We start from the raw sequence: 17,997 nt of genomic DNA, 5'->3' as shown, positions 1-17,997 counted from the left end.
AATTATCAAAAGTTTAACACCTATGCCTCCCGCCGCCCTGGCGTATATCGGCAAGGGTTGAAACTGCAGGGGGGAATGACAGGAGGATTTGGTGTGAGAACTGGCGGTGTTTAGTAGCCTTATTCAAGGATTTTTCTGTATTATTCCAAAACACATGTCCGGAATAGTCCAATCTGGTGACCATTGTTTTGTAAAATGTTGATAAACAAGCCGGTAAGGTTGTTTGCGGTTGCATTTCATTTTTGTAAATTTAAAGGGGCGCGATGCAGACGTCCGATCACAGCGGAGGGACATTCGTGGAATTTTAAAGTGTTAGTCAGTAGTAGTTACCGGTTCTCGGGGAGGCAGTGTCGAAGGGAAGATTTGTTTATAGTATGTTAATAAATACTTAACATAACAGTCTGTATTTAACCGGATTTTTGCGCTTTGCAAGGCGTATTGCCTGTTTCCATTCTTTTCTCACCTAAATAACCTAGTGCTCATGATTAAAAAATTTTACTTATGCTTTCGGCTGAGTATTTTCAGAAGAAGCGCGTACACCGGGCTCATGCTCACGGGGCTGCTCTACTGCCACGCGGGCGTCGCACAGTCGGTTATTACCGGGCAGGTGATCTCCGATGATGACAAGGCGCCTCTCGCGGGCGTGAGCGTCATCGAAAAAGGGAGTAACAACGGTACAGTGACGGATTCCAACGGAAAGTACCAGATCACGGTGAAGGGCGCCAGCTCGGTACTGACATTCTCGTTCCTCGGCTACGTTTCGCACGAAGTGACGGTCGGCGGCCGTGCCGTGGCGGACGTGACGCTTTTTGCCGATCAGAAACAACTTCAGGAGGTAGTGGTGACGGCCCTCGGTATTAAAAAAGACGTCCGCAAGTTGGGTTACGCGGTGCAGGAGCTGAAAGGTGAAAGCATCGTTACAGCGCGTGAGACCAACATTGTGAACCAGTTGGCCGGTAAAGTGGCCGGTGTGACGGTCGTAGGAAGCCCGTCGGGTATCGGCGGTTCGGCACGGGTAACGATCCGGGGTGAGCGGTCGGTAGATTTGAACAAAAACCAACCGTTGTACGTGATCGACGGGGTGCCTATCAGCAACTCCATCACAGGCGGCTCGGGCCAGGGGAACCTGGAAGTCGATTTCGGGAATGGCGCGAGCTTTATCAACCCCGACGACGTGGAGACGATGAGCGTGCTGAAAGGACCGGCGGCTGCGGCCTTGTACGGATCAAGAGCGGCCAATGGGGTGATCCTTATCACCACCAAATCGGGTAAGGGCAACAAAGGCATCGGTGTGGAAGTGAATAGCAACACCACATTCGAGCGTGCGTTGAAATTGCCTGAGTATCAAAACAAATACGGACAAGGCAATGGTAACGGAGGCGACTTCGCGTTCGTGAATGGCGCCGGTGGCGGTCTCACGGATGGTACCGACGAAGGCTGGGGGCCGGAGTTCAAAGGCCAGAGCTACCCGCAATACAACTCACCGCGTACACTGAACGGACAGGTAATCCCTTATCTCGGTGGGGACCTGAATGCCCCCGCGGGTAGTGTGATCACCGCAACCCCCTGGGTACCGGATGTGGACGGTTTGAAAGACTTCCTCCGGACAGGCCGTACCTTGACGAATAACGTCGCATTGATTGGAAATAACGACCAGGGTAGTTTTCGCTTATCGTACACCAATCTCGACCAGACGGGTATTGTGCCGAACACCGATCTGAAACGCCATACTGTCTCATTGAGTGCAGGTTATAATCTGACGAAGAAGCTCTCGGCAAAAACATTTGTGAGCTATATCAAGAGCGCGAGCGGCAACCGTCCGTCGATCAGCTATGGTACGGAGAGCATCATGTACCTGTTCAACTGCTGGCTGCCACGTTCGGTCGATGTAGGTGATATGAAACGTTTATGGATGAACGGTCTGGAAGACCGACGCCAGTTCAGCTGGAACTACAACTACCACGATAACCCTTACCTGACGGTTTTTGAAAATACCAACGGCCAGGAAGTGAACCGCATAATCGGAAACGTTATCCTGAAATACGATTTTACCGACTGGCTTAGCCTGCAAGTGCGGACGGCTACCGACTGGGGCAACGAGCGGCGCGAATACCGCCGCGCATTCAGCACGCAACGTTTTCCGTTCGGTCAGTACCGCGAAACGAAGATCAACACCGAGGAACGCAACAGCGATTTCCTATTGTCGTTCAACAAGGACGTCACCAGGGATATCAACATTTCGGCGACACTCGGTGGCAACCAGAACCGCCAGAGCTCTATTTACGACGAGGAAAATGCAGGCCAGCTGAATTTGCCGGGCATTTACAACCTGACAAACTCCCGCATTGCGCTCGTAGCTTCGCAAAGCAAGGTAGGCAAGCGTATCAACAGTTTGTACGGTTCGGCCTCGGTTTCATTCCGCAATTACCTGTTCCTCGACATTACCGCACGTAACGATTGGAGTAGTGCATTGACGCTCCCGACAGCCCTGAAAGCTTTTGGTACTGAAAACAACTCGTACTTCTATCCTTCGGTAGCATTGAGCGCCGTATTGAGCGACATGACCAAACTTCCGGAAGTGATTTCATTTGCCAAACTCCGCGGAAGCTTCGCGCAGGTAGGTAATGACACCGATCCGTTTACCTTTACCCAGGCTTACAATCCCAGCACGCCTTTCGGAAGCTCGCAGATCTACGGCGAGACCGATCGTTTGGCTAACCTGAACCTGAAACCGGAGATCAGTACTGCATTCGAATTGGGTGCGGATGTGCGTTTCTTCAAGAATCGCGTAGGATTGGACTTTACATTCTACCAAAGCAAAACCAAAAACCAGATCCTGCAAATCCCCCTTTCACAGACAACCGGTTATAATGGCCGTTTCTTCAATGCGGGTGAGATCAAAAACTGGGGTTTTGAGACGATGTTGAATGTAACACCGGTGGAAATCAATGATTTCAAATGGAATGTCGGCATCAATTTCTCGGCTAACCGCAGCAAAGTACTCGAACTCTCCGACGGTATCACCAACTTCGTGATGGCGAGCAAAGGCGTAAGCATCGAGGCACGCGTGGGTGAAAGGATGGGGGACATGTACGGAATCGCATTTGCGCGTGTGCAAAACACCAGCCCTTCCCTGCCTTATTATGATGCGTCAGGCCAGAATGTAGGTCAGGTCGTTTACAAAGACGGTCGCCCGGTGCCTACTACCAACGTTCAGAAAATGGGTAACTACAATCCCGACTGGCTCGCAGGTATTTCCAATCAGTTCAGCTATAAGAATGTGAGACTGAGCTTTCTGTTCGATATTCGCCATGGAGGAAAGATATTTTCTGAAACACAGGTGGTTGGCCGTGAAGGCGGTATCATTAAAGAAACCCTCGAAGGACGTGCCGATGGATACGACCTGGGCAAACCCGGCAACGGTGTGATCGGCGACGGCGTGGTGCAGAATGCGGATGGTTCATTCAGCAAAAACGACGTGAAACTGACAGCCCGTGCGTGGCATACCGCTTTTACGGGCGGCCGCAACATCGCCGAAGGTGTGATGTACGACGCTTCGTTCGTGAAGCTTCGTGAATTGCAGCTGGGTTACTCGATCCCTAACCGCATCCTGGGGCGGTCGCCGATCAAGAACATCACCATTTCGTTGGTAGGACGTAACCTGGCATTGTGGTCGAAAGTGCCGCACGTGGATCCCGAAACAATGGCTTACAACGGAGGAACCGCTTTGCCGGGCATCGAATACATGTCGATTCCTTCGAGCCGCAGCTATGGTTTCAATGTGAGTTTCAAACTGTAAAATTTCAATTGGAAAACAATGAAAAAGCTAATTCCGATATATATCATGGCCGCGCTGATCGTGTCAGGCGGGGCATGTACCAACGATTTTGAAGAAATCAATACCAATAACAACGTTCCGAACGACGTCACGCCCGACCTGCTACTGGCCGGTGTGATCCGCAACCTGGTCAATAGCCAGGTAAACGACGCCTGGGGTATCGGCAACATTGTGGTGCAGCACCACGCCAAGATCCAGTTCGTGAACGAGGACCGCTACTTGTGGGGGCAGCAAAACAGCATCTGGGACAATGTGTATGGTAATATGCGTAATGTTAAAAACATCCTGGACCAGGTTGGCACCGACGATGCCAATGCCTACAAAGGCATCGCGCTGATCCTGAAATCGTGGATGTTCGCGCTCGCGACCGATGCTTACGGCGATATTCCTTACACGGAGGCGACGAAAGGCAAGACAGATGGTGTTTATCAGCCGAAATACGATACCCAGGAAAGCGTTTATGCGGGCGTACTGGCTGATCTTAGTACAGCCAATAATATCCTCTCTACGAGCACAACAGCCGTTTCGGGCGATATCCTCTTCGGAGGAGGTACCGGTTCGCTGATTAAATGGCGCAAACTCGCCAATTCTTTGCGTCTGCGCTACCTGATGCGTATTTCGAAACAGAAGGATGTCAAAGCGGATATGCAGGCGATCCTTGCCGATCCTGCGAAGAACCCTATTTTTGAAGGAAATCAGGACAATGCAGAGTTGAAATATCTGGCAGCGGCCCCCAACCAATGGACGTTGTACGGTGCGCGCGTAGGTTCATTCGACGAATTCCGGGTGAGCAAGACGCTTAGCGACCGCCTTACCGCATTGAAAGACCCGCGTCTGATGGTCTTCGGTCGTCCTTCACAATCGTCGGTATCGGCTGGTAAGCCGGTGATCGAAGGTGTTCCTAACGGACTGGGAGATGTGCCGGCATTGAACTACAATGGCGGCCCGCAAGGCGTCTCGCGCGTAGGTTACACGTTCGCGTGTCTCGTCTGCAACGACCCCGGACAAGCAGCGCCGGATCCTTCTGCTCCGCGTGGGATCATTATGAACTACTCCGAATTGCAGTTTATTCTGGCAGAAGCGCGCGAAAAAGGATGGATTACAACCGGTACCGCCGAGGGTTACTATACAAAAGGCGTTCAGAGCAATTTCGACTACTGGAAAAGCGTAGTGCCGTCTTCGTACGGCATCAATGTTACGCCGGACGCGTCGTACTACACGCAGGCGGGCGTAGCGTACACAGGCACCAGCGCTGAAAAACTGGGAAAAATTGCGCTGCAAAAGTGGATTGCCTACTATTTCAACGGCCTGGAAGCCTGGTTCGACTGGCGCCGGACAGGTATGCCGGAGATCAAGCCGGGGCCGGACAACCTGAACCAGAACCGTGTACCCGTACGCTTTATTTACCCGCTGTCGGAGCAATCGCTGAACGGTGCAAATCGTGAAGAAGCGGTGAAACGCCAGGGGACCGATGATTTGAATACCCGGACTTGGGTGGCTAAATAAGGGAGAAAGGGAGAAAGGGAGAAAGGGAGAAAGGGAGAAAGGGAGGATGGAGGAAAGGGAAGAAATGTTAGGAGCGAAGTCGAAGCACTTGAAATACGGCATAATTCACCGTATGGACTGTCTTCGACTGCGCTCAGACTGACATCCTCCCTTTCCTCCATCCTCCCTTTCCTCCCTTTCTTCCATCCTCAAATCAATGCGCTTCCAGCCAGTTGGCGCCTACGCCAATGCCTGTTTCCATCCGCACCGCCATCGGGATCGCATTTCGCATTAACTCATCGACCTTCTCTTTCAACAAGTCAATTTCGCTGTAATGTGCATCGAAAACCAATTCGTCATGCACTTGCAGGATCATGCGCGATTTGAGCTTTTCCTTTGCCATAAAATCGTGGATATTGATCATCGCGACTTTAATCATATCGGCCGCAGAGCCCTGGATCGGGGCGTTGATGGCATTTCGTTCGGCATAGCCGCGGTTGGTCTGGTTCCGGGAGTTAATATCCGGCAGATACCGGCGGCGGCCGAGGATGGTCTCTACATACTCGCGCTCACGCGCGTCGTTTACGACCTTGTCCATATAGCCCTTCACAGCGGGGAATTCCTCGAAATAGGCTCGGATGATCTCACTCGCTTCCCCGCGCGGGATGCCCAGGCGCTGTGCGAGACCGAACGCAGAAATGCCGTAAATGATACCGAAATTGACCATTTTGGACTTCCGGCGCATATCGGAAGTCACTTCCTCTAAGGGCACTGCAAAAACCTTGCTGGCCGTGGTGGCGTGAATGTCGCGGCCCTGGTTGAATGCCTCCGTCATACTGGCGTCGGCACTGAATGCCGCCATAATGCGTAGCTCGATCTGCGAATAATCCGCGGAAAGGATTTGGAATTCGTCGGTATCCGGCACGAATGCTTTGCGAATCTCGCGTCCGCGCGGCGTGCGGATGGGGATGTTTTGAAGGTTCGGGTTGGTGGAACTCAGACGCCCGGTGGCCGCCACCGCCTGGTTATAAGAAGTATGAATGCGGCCCGTGCGGCTGCTTACCATCGTCGGTAATGCATCGACGTACGTCGATTTTAGTTTTTGTAACTCGCGGTAATCCAGTATTTTACGGGCAATAAGGTGATTCGCTTCCAGGTCGGAGAGGATTTCCTCACCCGTCGCATATTGGCCTGTTTTCGTCTTTTTCGGCTTGTCGATCAGCTTCATTTTCTCAAACAACACCTCTCCAAGCTGCTTCGGCGAGCTGATATTGAACGATTGCCCGGCCGCTTCGTAAATCTCCGATTCGGTCTGGCGGAGGTCGGATTCCAGCACGCCCGACATTTCTTTCAATGCATTGATATCCAGCCTCACGCCGGTATTTTCCATCGAGGCCAGCACTTTCGTCAACGGCATTTCGACTTCGTGGAAAAGTTTCGCTGCATTCACTTTCGGCAGTTCGCGGCTGAAAATCGCATTGAGCTGAAACGTAATGTCGGCATCTTCGCCTGCGTATTGTGTGATCTCGGGGATCGCTACATCGCGCATATTGCCCTGTTTGCCGCCTTTTTTGCCAATCAGCTCCGTGATCGACACCGGTTCGTAGTTCAGGTAGGAAGCTGCCAGGATGTCCATTCCATGGCGCTTATCGGGTTGCAGCAGGTAATGCGCCAGCATGGTGTCGCTCAGCTTGCCGTGGACTTCAATGCCGTAGTTTTTCAGGACAAGCAGGTCATACTTGATGTTCTGGCCAATTTTTTCAATATTTTCATTCTCAAAAACGGCCCGGAAGTGCTCCACGATTTCCTGCGCTTTTTCGCGGTCGGCAGGCACCGGAATGTAGAATGCTTCGCCGGCGAAGTAGGAGAACGAAAGTCCTACGAGCTCTGCGTCGGTGGTATCCAGCGAGGTCGTTTCGGTGTCGAAACAGAATGCTTCCTGCAAGCCCAGATAATGCGAGAGACTGGTCATCAGTTCGGGCGTATCCACGGTATGGTAGCGGTGGAAAGTATTGGCAATAGTCTTTTTCGACGTCGGAATGCGGATACCTTCTGTGTCTTCGGTGAGCTCGCCGTCGGCAAGGTCGCCGCTGACGACCGCTGGCTGCTGACCAATTTCTTGTGCTGGATTACCGAAAATGTCGAGCTGGTCCTTGTTGACGGTTTTGCGTGCTTGCGGGGCACCTGCACGTCCTCCAGGGGCCGGAGCTCCGAGCGATCCGCCAGCAGCTGTCGTTGAGCCGCCGCCTACGCCGAGGACACGGGTTTTTAATGTTTTGAATTCGAGTTCATCAAACAAATCGGCGATGAGTTCTGCATTCGGCGAGCAAATGGTGAGGTCTTCGGCATCGAACGGCACGGGCACTTTGCAATCGATCGTTGCAAGTTGCTTGCTTAATATGGCCTTATCGAAGTTCTCGCGGACTTTTTCGCCAAGTTTGCCTTTGATTTCGTCGGCGTGTGTGATCAGGTTTTCGATTGTATCGTATTCCTGGATCAGCTTCTGGGCCGTTTTCTCTCCCACACCCGGTATCCCCGGTATGTTATCGACGGCGTCGCCCATGAGGCCGAGGATGTCGATCACCTGGTCGATGCGCTGGATCTGCCAGCGGTCGAGTATTTCCTGAACACCCAGCACTTCGGCGCCCTTGCCGAGGAACGCGGGCTTATAAATGTGTACGTATTGTTCGACCAATTGCCCGTAATCTTTATCGGGCGTCATCATGAAAACCTCGAAACCTTCCCGCGACGCTTCTTTGGCAATGGTGCCGATAATGTCGTCGGCCTCGTACCCGTCCAGTTCGAGAATGGGAATGCACATGCCTTTCAGCAGGCGCTTTACGAGCGGGATCGCCACGGTGATATCCTCCGGCTGCGCTTCGCGCTGGGCCTTGTATGCCTCAAATTGCACATGGCGGAATGTAGGCGCGGCGGTGTCAAATGCAACGCCGATATGGGTAGGTTTCTCTTTTTGCAGTACTTCGAGCAGTGTGTTGGTAAAGCCGAAAACGGCGCTGGTATTCAGTCCTTTTGAAGTGATGCGCGGCGCCTTGATAAATGCGAAATGCGCCCTGTATATCAAGGCCATAGCATCCAGAAGGAACAGCTTGTGAACGGGTTTTTCCATGAGGTAAGTTTATGATCGAAACTCAAATATAATGCAACTATGGGGACGGACAGGGTTTACCGGCGGTTTTTTGTGGATTTGCAGAACAAGTATTGTAAGGATGTTACTATCGGTATTAATTAAAAGTTTCATGCTTTTTAAAAGAATTATACTAATCAATAGCAACTGTTGTCTTTATTTGCATTAAAAGTATAGTACTTTATATAAGTTTTAATATGTTTTAAAGTATTAAAAGAATTATATTTTAAGTATTAACAACTAGTACTAAATAGTTTAAAAGTGCAAAGCATTTCATTTACACTCCCTTATAAAAATAATTGAAAGTTAGATACTTTAAATACATACTATCATATTAAAAGTATTGTCCTAATATCATTGCGTAACCTCCTCACTGACGACTAAATAACTGATAATCAGCTACACTGAAACCGTCCCCATATATGCGAATTATTTTCTTACTTTTAGCTGTTGTCATTTTTTCGTGTAACCAAAATAAACCCGTGAAACAAGCATATCAATGGCCGGGAGCCACACCACCCGTCGCCGAAAAGAAAGACCATGAAACCGGAATGCATGGCGACCAACGCAACGATGAATATTACTGGATGGGCGATTTCTTCCGTGAAGGTCCCGACAGCGATAAAGTAGTCGAATACCTGAATGCCGAGAACGCCTACACCGACACGATGATGGCCGGCACGGCGAAATTTCAGGAAGCGCTGTTTGCGGAGATGAAGGGGCGCATTAAGGAAAAGGATGAGTCGGTGCCGGTGTTCAGCAATGGGTACTGGTATTACACCCGGAGCGAGGAAGGTGAGCAGTATTTCAAATATTGCCGCAAGAAAGATTCGCTCGAAGCCCCGGAAGAAGTGCTGCTCGATGTCGACAAAATGGCCGAAGGACATTCCTATTATTCTGCGGTCGGTTTCAATGTAAGTCCGGATAATAAGTTGTTGGCATACGGCGTGGATACCGTTTCGAGAAGGCAATACACCATATACATTAAAAATCTGGAAACCGGCGAGCACTATGCCGATACAATTTACCCGGCCAGCGGTGGTTCCGAATGGGGAAACGATAACAAAACGCTTTTTTATACGGCTACCAACCCCAAAACGCTGCTGAGTGAAAAGATCAAACGTCACACGCTCGGGACGGAATCGAAGAAGGATGTGGTGGTTTATAATGAGAAGGACAAGAGCAATTATATCGGAGTAGGGAAGACGAAATCGGAGAAATACATTGTGATCGCGTCGTCGGCCACCATGTCATCGGAATACCTGATCCTGGACGCAGACAAGCCGGAGGGCAAATTCGAAGTGTTCCAGCCACGGATGAAGGACGTTTTATACGATGTGGATCACCAGGGAGATAAGTTCCTGATAGTCACCAACAAAGACGCGTTGAATTTCAGGCTGATGGAAACGCCCGTGACCCAAACTGGTGTCGAAAACTGGAAGGAAGTAATCCCGAACCGCGCCGATGTGCTACTGGAAGGAATTGATGTTTTTAAGGACTACCTGGTAATTACCGAGCGGAAAAACGGCCTTTTGCAGCTTCGTATCCGCGATATCAATACCAATTCCGAGCATTATGTGGATTTTGGCGAACCGGCCTACACCGCTTACGCCGGCTCGAACCCCGAATACAACAGCTCGAAGCTGCGCTATGTTTATACTTCACTCACAACACCGAGTTCGGTGTACGATTACGACATGGAAACTCGCAAGAGGGAGCTGAAAAAGCGCCAGGAAGTGGTGGGAGGGTACAACCCGGAGGAATATGTCACGGAACGTTTGTATGCGACCACACGCGATGGCGTGAAAGTGCCTGTTTCGGTGGTTTACAAGAAAGGCACGCCTAAAAGTGCCGAAACCCCGCTTTTGCTGTATGCCTACGGCTCATATGGCAACAGCATGGACCCTGCTTTCAGCAGCACGCGCCTGAGCCTGCTCAATCGCGGGTTCATCTATGCGCTCGCACACATACGAGGCGGACAGGAAATGGGCCGGCAATGGTATGAGGACGGTAAGATGTTTAAAAAGAAGAACACATTTAATGACTTTATCGACTGCGCGGAGTTCCTGATCAAGGAGAAATTCACGTCGCCGGCGCATTTGTTTGCCGAGGGCGGTAGCGCGGGCGGCCTGCTCATGGGGGCGATCAGCAACATGCGCCCCGATCTCTGGCGGGGGATCATAGCGGATGTGCCGTTTGTGGACGTTGTTACTACCATGCTCGATGAGAGCATTCCATTGACAACCAACGAATTCGACGAGTGGGGGAACCCGAAAAAAAAGGAATCGTACGACTACATGAAGTCCTATTCGCCGTATGACAATGTAGCGAGAAAGGCTTATCCCAACATGCTCATTACTACCGGATTACATGACAGCCAAGTGCAATATTTCGAACCCGCCAAATGGGTAGCGCGCCTCCGAACGCATAAAACGGACCACAATGTACTGCTGCTAAAAACAAACATGGAAGCCGGCCATGGTGGCGCTTCGGGGCGGTTTGATTACTTGAAGGAAATTGCGTTGCAGTTCGCGTTTATGTTTGCGTTGGAAGGGATCGGGGAGTGACGTTGTCACCCTGATTTCTATGATAAAACCAAGTGATCTTGATAGGTTGCTGGTTTATCATAGAAATCAGCATGACGTTATGTTCATCCTCAGGCCCCAATCGCCTGCTCTACATCCGCAATGATATCGTCGATATGCTCGATACCCACGGAAATGCGGAGTTGTGTTGGTAGTACTCCGGCGGAAATTTGTTCTTGCTCAGAGAGTTGCGAATGCGTTGTAGATGCAGGGTGGATGATGAGCGTTTTGGCGTCGCCTACGTTCGCCAGGTTACTGATCAGTTTCAGGTTATCGACAAAATGCTCGGCGGTTTTCTTGTCACCTTTCAATGTGAATGACAAAACGCCTCCAAAACCGCGTGTGAGGTACTTTTTCGCGAGCTGGTGGTATTTGTTTCCTTCCAGGCCGATATAGTTCACGCTCTCTACTTTCGGGTGATTTTCAAGCCATTTCGCGAGTTTCAATGCATTCTCCGCAATGCGCTCCACTCTGAGGGACAGGGTTTCAAGCCCCTGCAGGAACAGAAACGAATTGAATGGCGACAGCGACGGGCCCCAGTCGCGCAGGCCTTCCACGCGGGCGCGGATGATGAACTGAATGTTGCCGAACGGCCCGCCAATGCCGAAAACATCGTTCAAAATAAGGCCGTGGTAGCTTGGGGAAGGCTCGGTAAACTGCGGGAACTTGCCATTGCCCCAGTTGTAAGTACCCGCATCGACGATCACTCCGCCGATGGAAGTCCCATGTCCGCCGATCCATTTCGTGGCCGACTGCACTACCACGTGTGCTCCGTGCTTGATAGGCTGGAATATCGCCCCGGCAGCACCGAATGTGTTATCGACGATCAACGGCAGGTCATGCTTGTTGGCAAGCGCAGCAAATGCCTCAAAATCGGGCACGGAATAGCTCGGGTTACCGATCGTTTCAAGGTAAATGAACTTCGTTTTTGCATCGATCAGCTTTTCGAAGCTGCTCACATCGTCGCCATCGGCGAAACGCGCTTCCACGCCGATGTTTTTGAACGAATTTTTGAACTGGTTATAGGAACCGCCGTACAGGAATGATGTGGTGACGAAATTGTCGCCGACGGTAGTAATGTTGTTAATCGCCAGAAACTGGGCAGAATGCCCCGAGCCGGTGGCCAATGCTGCCACACCGCCTTCCAACGCCGCAACGCGTTTTTCGAAAACGTCGTTGGTTGGGTTCATAATGCGGGAATATATATTGCCGAACTCCTTTAATGCGAAAAGGTTAGCAGCATGCTCGGCGTTGTTGAACACGTAGGAAGTGGTCTGGTACAAAGGCACTGCCCGCGAATTGGTTACAGGGTCGGGCTGTTGTCCGGCATGAAGCTGCAAGGTCTCAAATTTCATCTGGCTTGAACGTTTAAAGTGGATAAAGCCCAAATGTATCAAACTAAATGATATTACTCTATGAAAATTATAGTCTTTTGCTTGCCGGATAATAAATAGGATTTTACTGGGGGAGACTTTAAGCTTCGATCAGTCCCAGCAGATTCGCGCATTGCACGCTGAGCTCGTTAAGCGTATGCGCATCGGTTACACGACCGTCCGCGATTTTCCCTTTAACGTTTGGAATCGAAAGGGCAGAGGCTTCATTCTTTTGGGTACCCAATGCGGTTAAGGTTAGCAACAACGACGCCAACGCATTATTACCACCCGAATTGAGCGGCGAGGCGCTGATGGCTGACACCGGTTTGTCGTTTAGGTCGCCGGAGCCGACGGTCCAGTCCAGTGCGTTTTTGAGCGTACCGGGGACGCCAAATGCATATTCCGGCGTGCATATTACGACGGCGTTGGCTTGGTTAATGGCAGTTTTAAACCGTATCACCGCCTCTGTATCGACAAGGCCCGGACTGAAATGCTCGATTTCGCCCAGGCCTTCGAAAATTTCAAATGTGGTGTCGGAAGGCAAAAGGCTTCCCAAGGTTTTCAGGATGATGGTATTGGTAGAATCGGCGCGCAGGCTACCCGAAATCCCCAGAATGTGAATGCGTTTCATAACCAGCATTACAAATACTGGGGCGGACAGGTTTCCGCGGCTGCCAATTTATTTAGCCATAACATTATAAAAATTGTAATCCGTCATAGGAGCGTCCGTGAAACCGAGGTTGCGCCCCATGGTGATGATCTGCCCGCGGTGGTAAGTGGTGTGGTTCACCACGTGCATGATGTATTCGAATTTCGGGAAGTTGCATTCGAACCACTGGCTTACAACCAGAGTTTCGCTCTGGATCTGTTCCGTGGACAGGCTTTCGATGTACTCCGCAAGCTCCTGAGATTGTGCTATAAGCGTATCAAATGTCGATTCAAGGTCTCCATCAAAATCCTGGCCGCTGTAATTGCTCCCCGGATTGATAATCGAGAGCCAGTAGCGCTGGGTTTCGAGCGTATGAATGAGCGTCAGCCGGATGGTTGAAAAGCTCGATTTTAGCTCCGTTTCGAGGATTTCGGCAGGTTTTGTGCGTAACCAGTTCACCAATGTGCAGTTGGCCCAATGGTTGTAATCTGCGAAATTTTTCATCGCATAAGCCAAACTTTTTTCTGCGGTCGGAATTTCAATTGTGGCTGACATAGCTTCTTTGTTTAAGTGCATTACAAAGAAAACACGTGCTTGTGACAGCCCTGTGTCAGCAGCATTCGTCAGTGGTTCAAATTTTCCGAAATTTTTTCGGTTAGCTGCCGCACGATCGATTTGAGCGACTCGGGTTCGAGAATGCAAGCCTCCGGGGCTATCATCATGTACCAGCGTGCGAAACCTTCGAGCGAGGGGCTCAGGAAAGTCATTTCAGTATGATCGTCCTTTTCCACCTCCGAAGCAAAGCCGTAAAAGTTCCTTTGTTCGCGTATGTAGCGCGCCACGCGCTTCTCTACACGTATGCGTACGAGGCGCATGTTGTCGTTTTCCCAACTGTCGTGCATGAAGTCTTTCAGCGGGGCATGCTGGTGCATGAACGGCTGGTCGGTAATGTCGCATTGCAGGATGCGGTCGGAACGGAAATTGCGGTAATCGTTGCGAAGGTGGCAGAATGCGATGGTGTACCAGTAATTGTTTTCATGATAAACACCCACCGGCTCGATAATCCGCTCCCCGGGCTCAGCGGCACTTAACGCGACATAAAGGATTTTGGCGATCTTTCTTTCGGAGATGCTTCTGAGCAAAATATCGAGCGTATTGCTGTTGGGCTGGTGAAATGCCCGTGGGCGACTCCGTACCTCAATATGGTTTTCCAGGTTCTCCACCATCGATTTCTCGGTACTTCTCAGCACCGCTTTGATCTTGTACATTGCCGCCTGATAATGCGATTGTGTCGAAAAATCGGTGAATTTCTCCATCAGTTTTTCGGCGGTAATGAATGTACGGGCCTCTTCCATCGTAAACATAACGGGAGGCAGGCGATAGCCATCCATAATGGAATAACCGACGCCTGCCTCGCCTATAATGGGTACGCCCGCCTCCGCAAGCGAATTAATATCGCGGTACACCGTCCTCAGACTGATCTCGAAGCGTTCTGCCAGGTCCTGGGCTTTCACAATTTTACGGGATTGAAGCTGGATCAGGATGGCTGTAATGCGGTCGAAACGGTTCATGAGTGTCGGTGAAGTAATGTCCGGCACAAATTAAGGTTAAAGAACCGGTTCTCTCAAATTAAATGCCTCCGAAATCAATTGAAAGGATTTGATACGGTTTTCAAAAGTGTCGGCCATCGTGGAGACCATAATCTCGTCCGCATCAAAGTCGGTAGCCAGTTTCGTGAGTTGTTCTTTCACCGACTCCGCCGTCCCCGATACAATGCGGCCGCTATTGTAACGAATGCGGTCCATTTCGCCGAAATTGAATTCGTATTTGCGTACGGTTTCAGGATCGGGGAACGGCCCGAACTTGCCGCGCTCGAACTCCACGAGCACATAATCCATCATCTTGCGCATGGCCGCCGCCTGCTCCTCGGTTTCACCGCACAAGGTAAATACGGAGAGGATCACTTTGGGCTTGTCGAGCTGATCCGACGGGCGGAAGTTGCGTTTGTACTCTTCCACGACATCAGGCTTAACGAAGCCATTGATGAATTTCGCAACGGCCAGGCCCATGCCGAAACGCGCTGCTATATTGCTGCTGCCGCCGCTTGAACTCAGTATCCACTGCTCTGGTATAGTAGGCGATTGCGGCGAGGCATAGATAAATCCGCGGTCGGTCCCTGCCGTATCCCTGAAAAAATGCTGTAAATGTTCGAGCTGGCGCAGGTAACTGCTTTCGCTGAAATCATTGGACGGATTGAGGATGGAAGAAGTAATGCGGTCGGTACCGGGCGCACGGCCCATACCGAGATCAATACGACCCGGGTACAGCGTTTCGAGCATACGGAAATTCTCGGCCACTTTCAACGCGCTGTGGTTGGGCAGCATAATCCCGCCCGACCCGACGCGGATATGACTCGTAACGTCGGCCAGTTTGACCATCAGGACTTCCGGCGCGGAGCCTGCAATAAATGTGGAATTATGGTGTTCAGAAACCCAGAAACGGCTATAACCAAACTCTTCGGCCAGCTTTGCCGTGGTGATGGTTTCTTGGATGGCTTCCCGGACGCTTGACCCGTGTCTCACAACGGATTGGTCGAGAATACCCAGTTTGAAATGCTTCATACGATCGATGCGTGATTTGAAACATAACACGTCACACGCCGTTTGTATTCACTGTGGAAGGCTAAAATGTCCTTTCCGCAGGGATAGTAACGTTCGCAGGCGGGGTGGGGGAGGTCAAAGGACGCGGTCCCAGTAAGTGCTCCTGCCCAAAAGCGGGATGCCCACATAACTACGCACTTCCAATTTTTCTTTACGCAGTTTAATAAGACAATTGTAGGTTTTGCCGCTTCTGGGGTCGTACATTTTACCGTCGTCCCAAATGTCTTCGCTAAAGACGAAGTTGTTTAGCAGGTTTACGTGGAGCAGGTTTCGTCCGCGGAGCTTTTCATTCGAATTGCGGACGTCTTTCCGGGAGGTTTTGCCGTCGGCCTCAAATAGGTATTCGGACCAGAGCAGGCGGCCGAAATATTCGTCGCCGTTTTTGTATATCTCGATCCGGGTATCTTTTTCTTCATTGATCCACTCACCGACGATCTTATCCGCAACAATAATTTGAGATCCGGCAGGGCTGAAACTCGCGAAAAAAAATATTGTAAAAAGTATTTTATACATTCCTGTAACGTCCGTCGGGTTAATTGTTCTTGGTTGGGGGCTCTTAAAAATATGCAAGTTTAAAATTACGTCAACTTTACGCTGTTAACCGTTGTAAAAGAAAAAACTGCAATATTGAGGTTTTATGACACAAATCTATCGTTGGTTTTAAATTTAACAATGATAGATATATGACTTAACACTGTTAAGTAAATTGCCTTTTTACTATCGACGTCCTAAAATACAATTCTGCTCAATAGTTGGTGTGACAATATACAACAGTTTGGCAGATTTTGAAACAGAATTATTCCAAGACGCCATAGCAAACGCCGGTGTGACCAACGCCGATCTCTTGCCGCCGGTGCGTCGGCTCACATGAATATTGCAAAAGCTATTCCTGGCCGGAACTTGTATTTGCTGGTGATTTTTCCAAAGGCTGTCTACTGAAATGTCGATTTCGGGTATTGTTTTTTATAGTATTACTTCTCTCTTTTTTCATTTATTGTTTGTAGAATTGGGTTTAAACCGCATTTATATCATGAGTATTTCCAGTGCGCCTGTTCCTGCTAATGAAATGGAACGTCTGCTAGGCCTTTCAGAATTGGATATCGACTATTCGGATCATCAAGTTACCTTCCAAGACCTTGCGAAACTCGCTGCCAAAGTAGCCGGTACACGGATTTCCCTCGTGAACCTCATTGATTCATTAACACAGTGGACGATTTCGAATTACGGTCTGGATATCGATCAAATGCTCCGGGAAGACTCTGTCTGCCAATATACGATCATGGAATCCGAGCATTTTGAAGTGGGCGACCTCACCGAGGACGAACGTTTTAAGGATAAATTTTACGTCACCGGTGAGCCAAACGTTAAATATTATTACGGAATACCGCTTAAAACCGGCGATGGGCTGCAAATAGGTGCGTTATGCGTGCTTGATCAGGAACGTAAGACACTCGAACCTGAGAAAATTGAGCTCCTGAAGATTATTGCCGACGAGATCGTAGGCCGTTTGAAAACGCATAAGGTCCTGGAAAACTTGAAATCAAGGCTCCTGGAAGCTGGGCAGACACAAAAAAAGGTCGCGCATGATATACGCGGGCCTCTGGGAGGAATAGTTGGGCTGGCGCAAATTATCCGCGACCAGGGCGATCAGAACCGGATGGACGAGGTGCTTGAATTCATCAATCTCATCCACAAGAGTGGGAATTCTATCCTCGATCTGGCGGAAGAGATCCTGGGCTCACACAAGGAAAAAGGGACAACCGCCGGTTCGCCGCGTGCCTCCAACGGGCAGGGCTTTACGTTGGCAATCTTCAAAGACAAACTGGAAAAGCTTTATGGTCCGCAGGCTAAGCAAAAGAACATTCGTTTTCAGGTGAATACCAGCCCTTTAACAGAGAATATTCATTTCTCGAAAAGCAAATTACTGCAAATTACCGGCAACCTCATTTCAAATTCCATGAAATTCACACCTCCATTCGGCGAGGTAACGGTTGACTTACATTTGCTGATCGACCAGTTGAAGCCGGCACTGCGTATTTCGGTAAAGGATTCGGGCGTTGGGATTACTACGGAAAACATTCAGGCGATCGTGTCGGGGAATGCCTCGTCGACCAACGGAACCGGGGGCGAGCAGGGTTTCGGGTTCGGTTTGGCACTGGTGAAACACCTGGTCGATAGCCTGGGAGGAACGATTAGCATTAGTTCGCAGCCGGGAGCTGGTACCAATTTCGAGATCGATCTTCCACAGAATATTTATTGATC

11 protein-coding genes are annotated in these 17,997 nt (G+C 50.2%); 4 read left to right on the top strand and 7 right to left on the bottom strand.

Features of this window, described 5'->3' with window-relative positions:
• Positions 1–481 precede the first annotated feature (481 nt).
• Positions 482–3,799, top strand: coding sequence for a SusC/RagA family TonB-linked outer membrane protein (locus IEY24_RS06935; RefSeq protein ID WP_188929958.1), 3,318 nt, complete (start codon positions 482–484; stop codon positions 3,797–3,799).
• An 18-nt stretch (positions 3,800–3,817) separates the two neighbouring features.
• Complete coding sequence (locus IEY24_RS06930; RefSeq protein ID WP_188929956.1) at positions 3,818–5,344, top strand: SusD/RagB family nutrient-binding outer membrane lipoprotein; 1,527 nt, start codon at positions 3,818–3,820, stop codon at positions 5,342–5,344.
• 193 nt (positions 5,345–5,537) lie between these two features.
• Here the strand turns inward: IEY24_RS06930 and polA are convergent, their stop codons facing one another.
• Positions 5,538–8,450 (bottom strand): DNA polymerase I, encoded by a 2,913-nt coding sequence (gene polA / locus IEY24_RS06925; RefSeq protein ID WP_188929954.1) that lies wholly within the window; start codon positions 8,448–8,450, stop codon positions 5,538–5,540.
• Between the two features lie 500 nt (positions 8,451–8,950).
• On the opposite strand from polA, the gene IEY24_RS06920 reads away from it, so the two are divergent.
• The gene (locus IEY24_RS06920) at positions 8,951–11,035 is read left to right on the top strand and encodes a S9 family peptidase (RefSeq protein ID WP_262892326.1); all 2,085 of its coding nucleotides are present in this window, start codon (positions 8,951–8,953) and stop codon (positions 11,033–11,035) included.
• Between the two features lie 89 nt (positions 11,036–11,124).
• On the opposite strand, the gene IEY24_RS06915 is transcribed toward IEY24_RS06920, so the two are convergent.
• From IEY24_RS06915 to IEY24_RS06890, 6 genes are all read right to left on the bottom strand, one after another.
• Complete coding sequence (locus IEY24_RS06915; RefSeq protein WP_188929950.1) at positions 11,125–12,408, bottom strand: O-acetylhomoserine aminocarboxypropyltransferase/cysteine synthase family protein; 1,284 nt, start codon at positions 12,406–12,408, stop codon at positions 11,125–11,127.
• Between the two features lie 118 nt (positions 12,409–12,526).
• The gene (locus tag IEY24_RS06910; protein WP_188929948.1) at positions 12,527–13,057 is read right to left on the bottom strand and encodes an NADPH-dependent FMN reductase; all 531 of its coding nucleotides are present in this window, start codon (positions 13,055–13,057) and stop codon (positions 12,527–12,529) included.
• A gap of 48 nt (positions 13,058–13,105) precedes the next feature.
• Complete coding sequence (locus IEY24_RS06905; RefSeq protein WP_188929946.1) at positions 13,106–13,630, bottom strand: DinB family protein; 525 nt, start codon at positions 13,628–13,630, stop codon at positions 13,106–13,108.
• 68 nt (positions 13,631–13,698) lie between these two features.
• Positions 13,699–14,673, bottom strand: a complete 975-nt coding sequence (locus IEY24_RS06900) for a helix-turn-helix transcriptional regulator (protein ID WP_229221537.1) — start codon at positions 14,671–14,673, stop codon at positions 13,699–13,701.
• A gap of 9 nt (positions 14,674–14,682) precedes the next feature.
• Positions 14,683–15,696, bottom strand: coding sequence for an LLM class flavin-dependent oxidoreductase (locus tag IEY24_RS06895; RefSeq protein ID WP_188929944.1), 1,014 nt, complete (start codon positions 15,694–15,696; stop codon positions 14,683–14,685).
• 114 nt (positions 15,697–15,810) lie between these two features.
• A complete protein-coding gene (locus IEY24_RS06890; RefSeq protein ID WP_188929943.1) occupies positions 15,811–16,248 on the bottom strand; it encodes a DUF2147 domain-containing protein in 438 nt (145 codons plus the stop codon).
• A gap of 517 nt (positions 16,249–16,765) precedes the next feature.
• Between IEY24_RS06890 and IEY24_RS06885 the strand changes: the two genes are divergently transcribed.
• Positions 16,766–17,995, top strand: coding sequence for a GAF domain-containing sensor histidine kinase (locus IEY24_RS06885; RefSeq protein ID WP_188929941.1), 1,230 nt, complete (start codon positions 16,766–16,768; stop codon positions 17,993–17,995).
• Positions 17,996–17,997: the final 2 nt, after the last annotated feature.

This window comes from Dyadobacter endophyticus (genome assembly GCF_014641595.1).
GTDB classification, from domain to species: domain Bacteria; phylum Bacteroidota; class Bacteroidia; order Cytophagales; family Spirosomataceae; genus Dyadobacter; species Dyadobacter endophyticus.
Note: the sequence above shows the minus strand (reverse complement) of the source record. Positions and strands in the feature narration are given on the sequence as shown.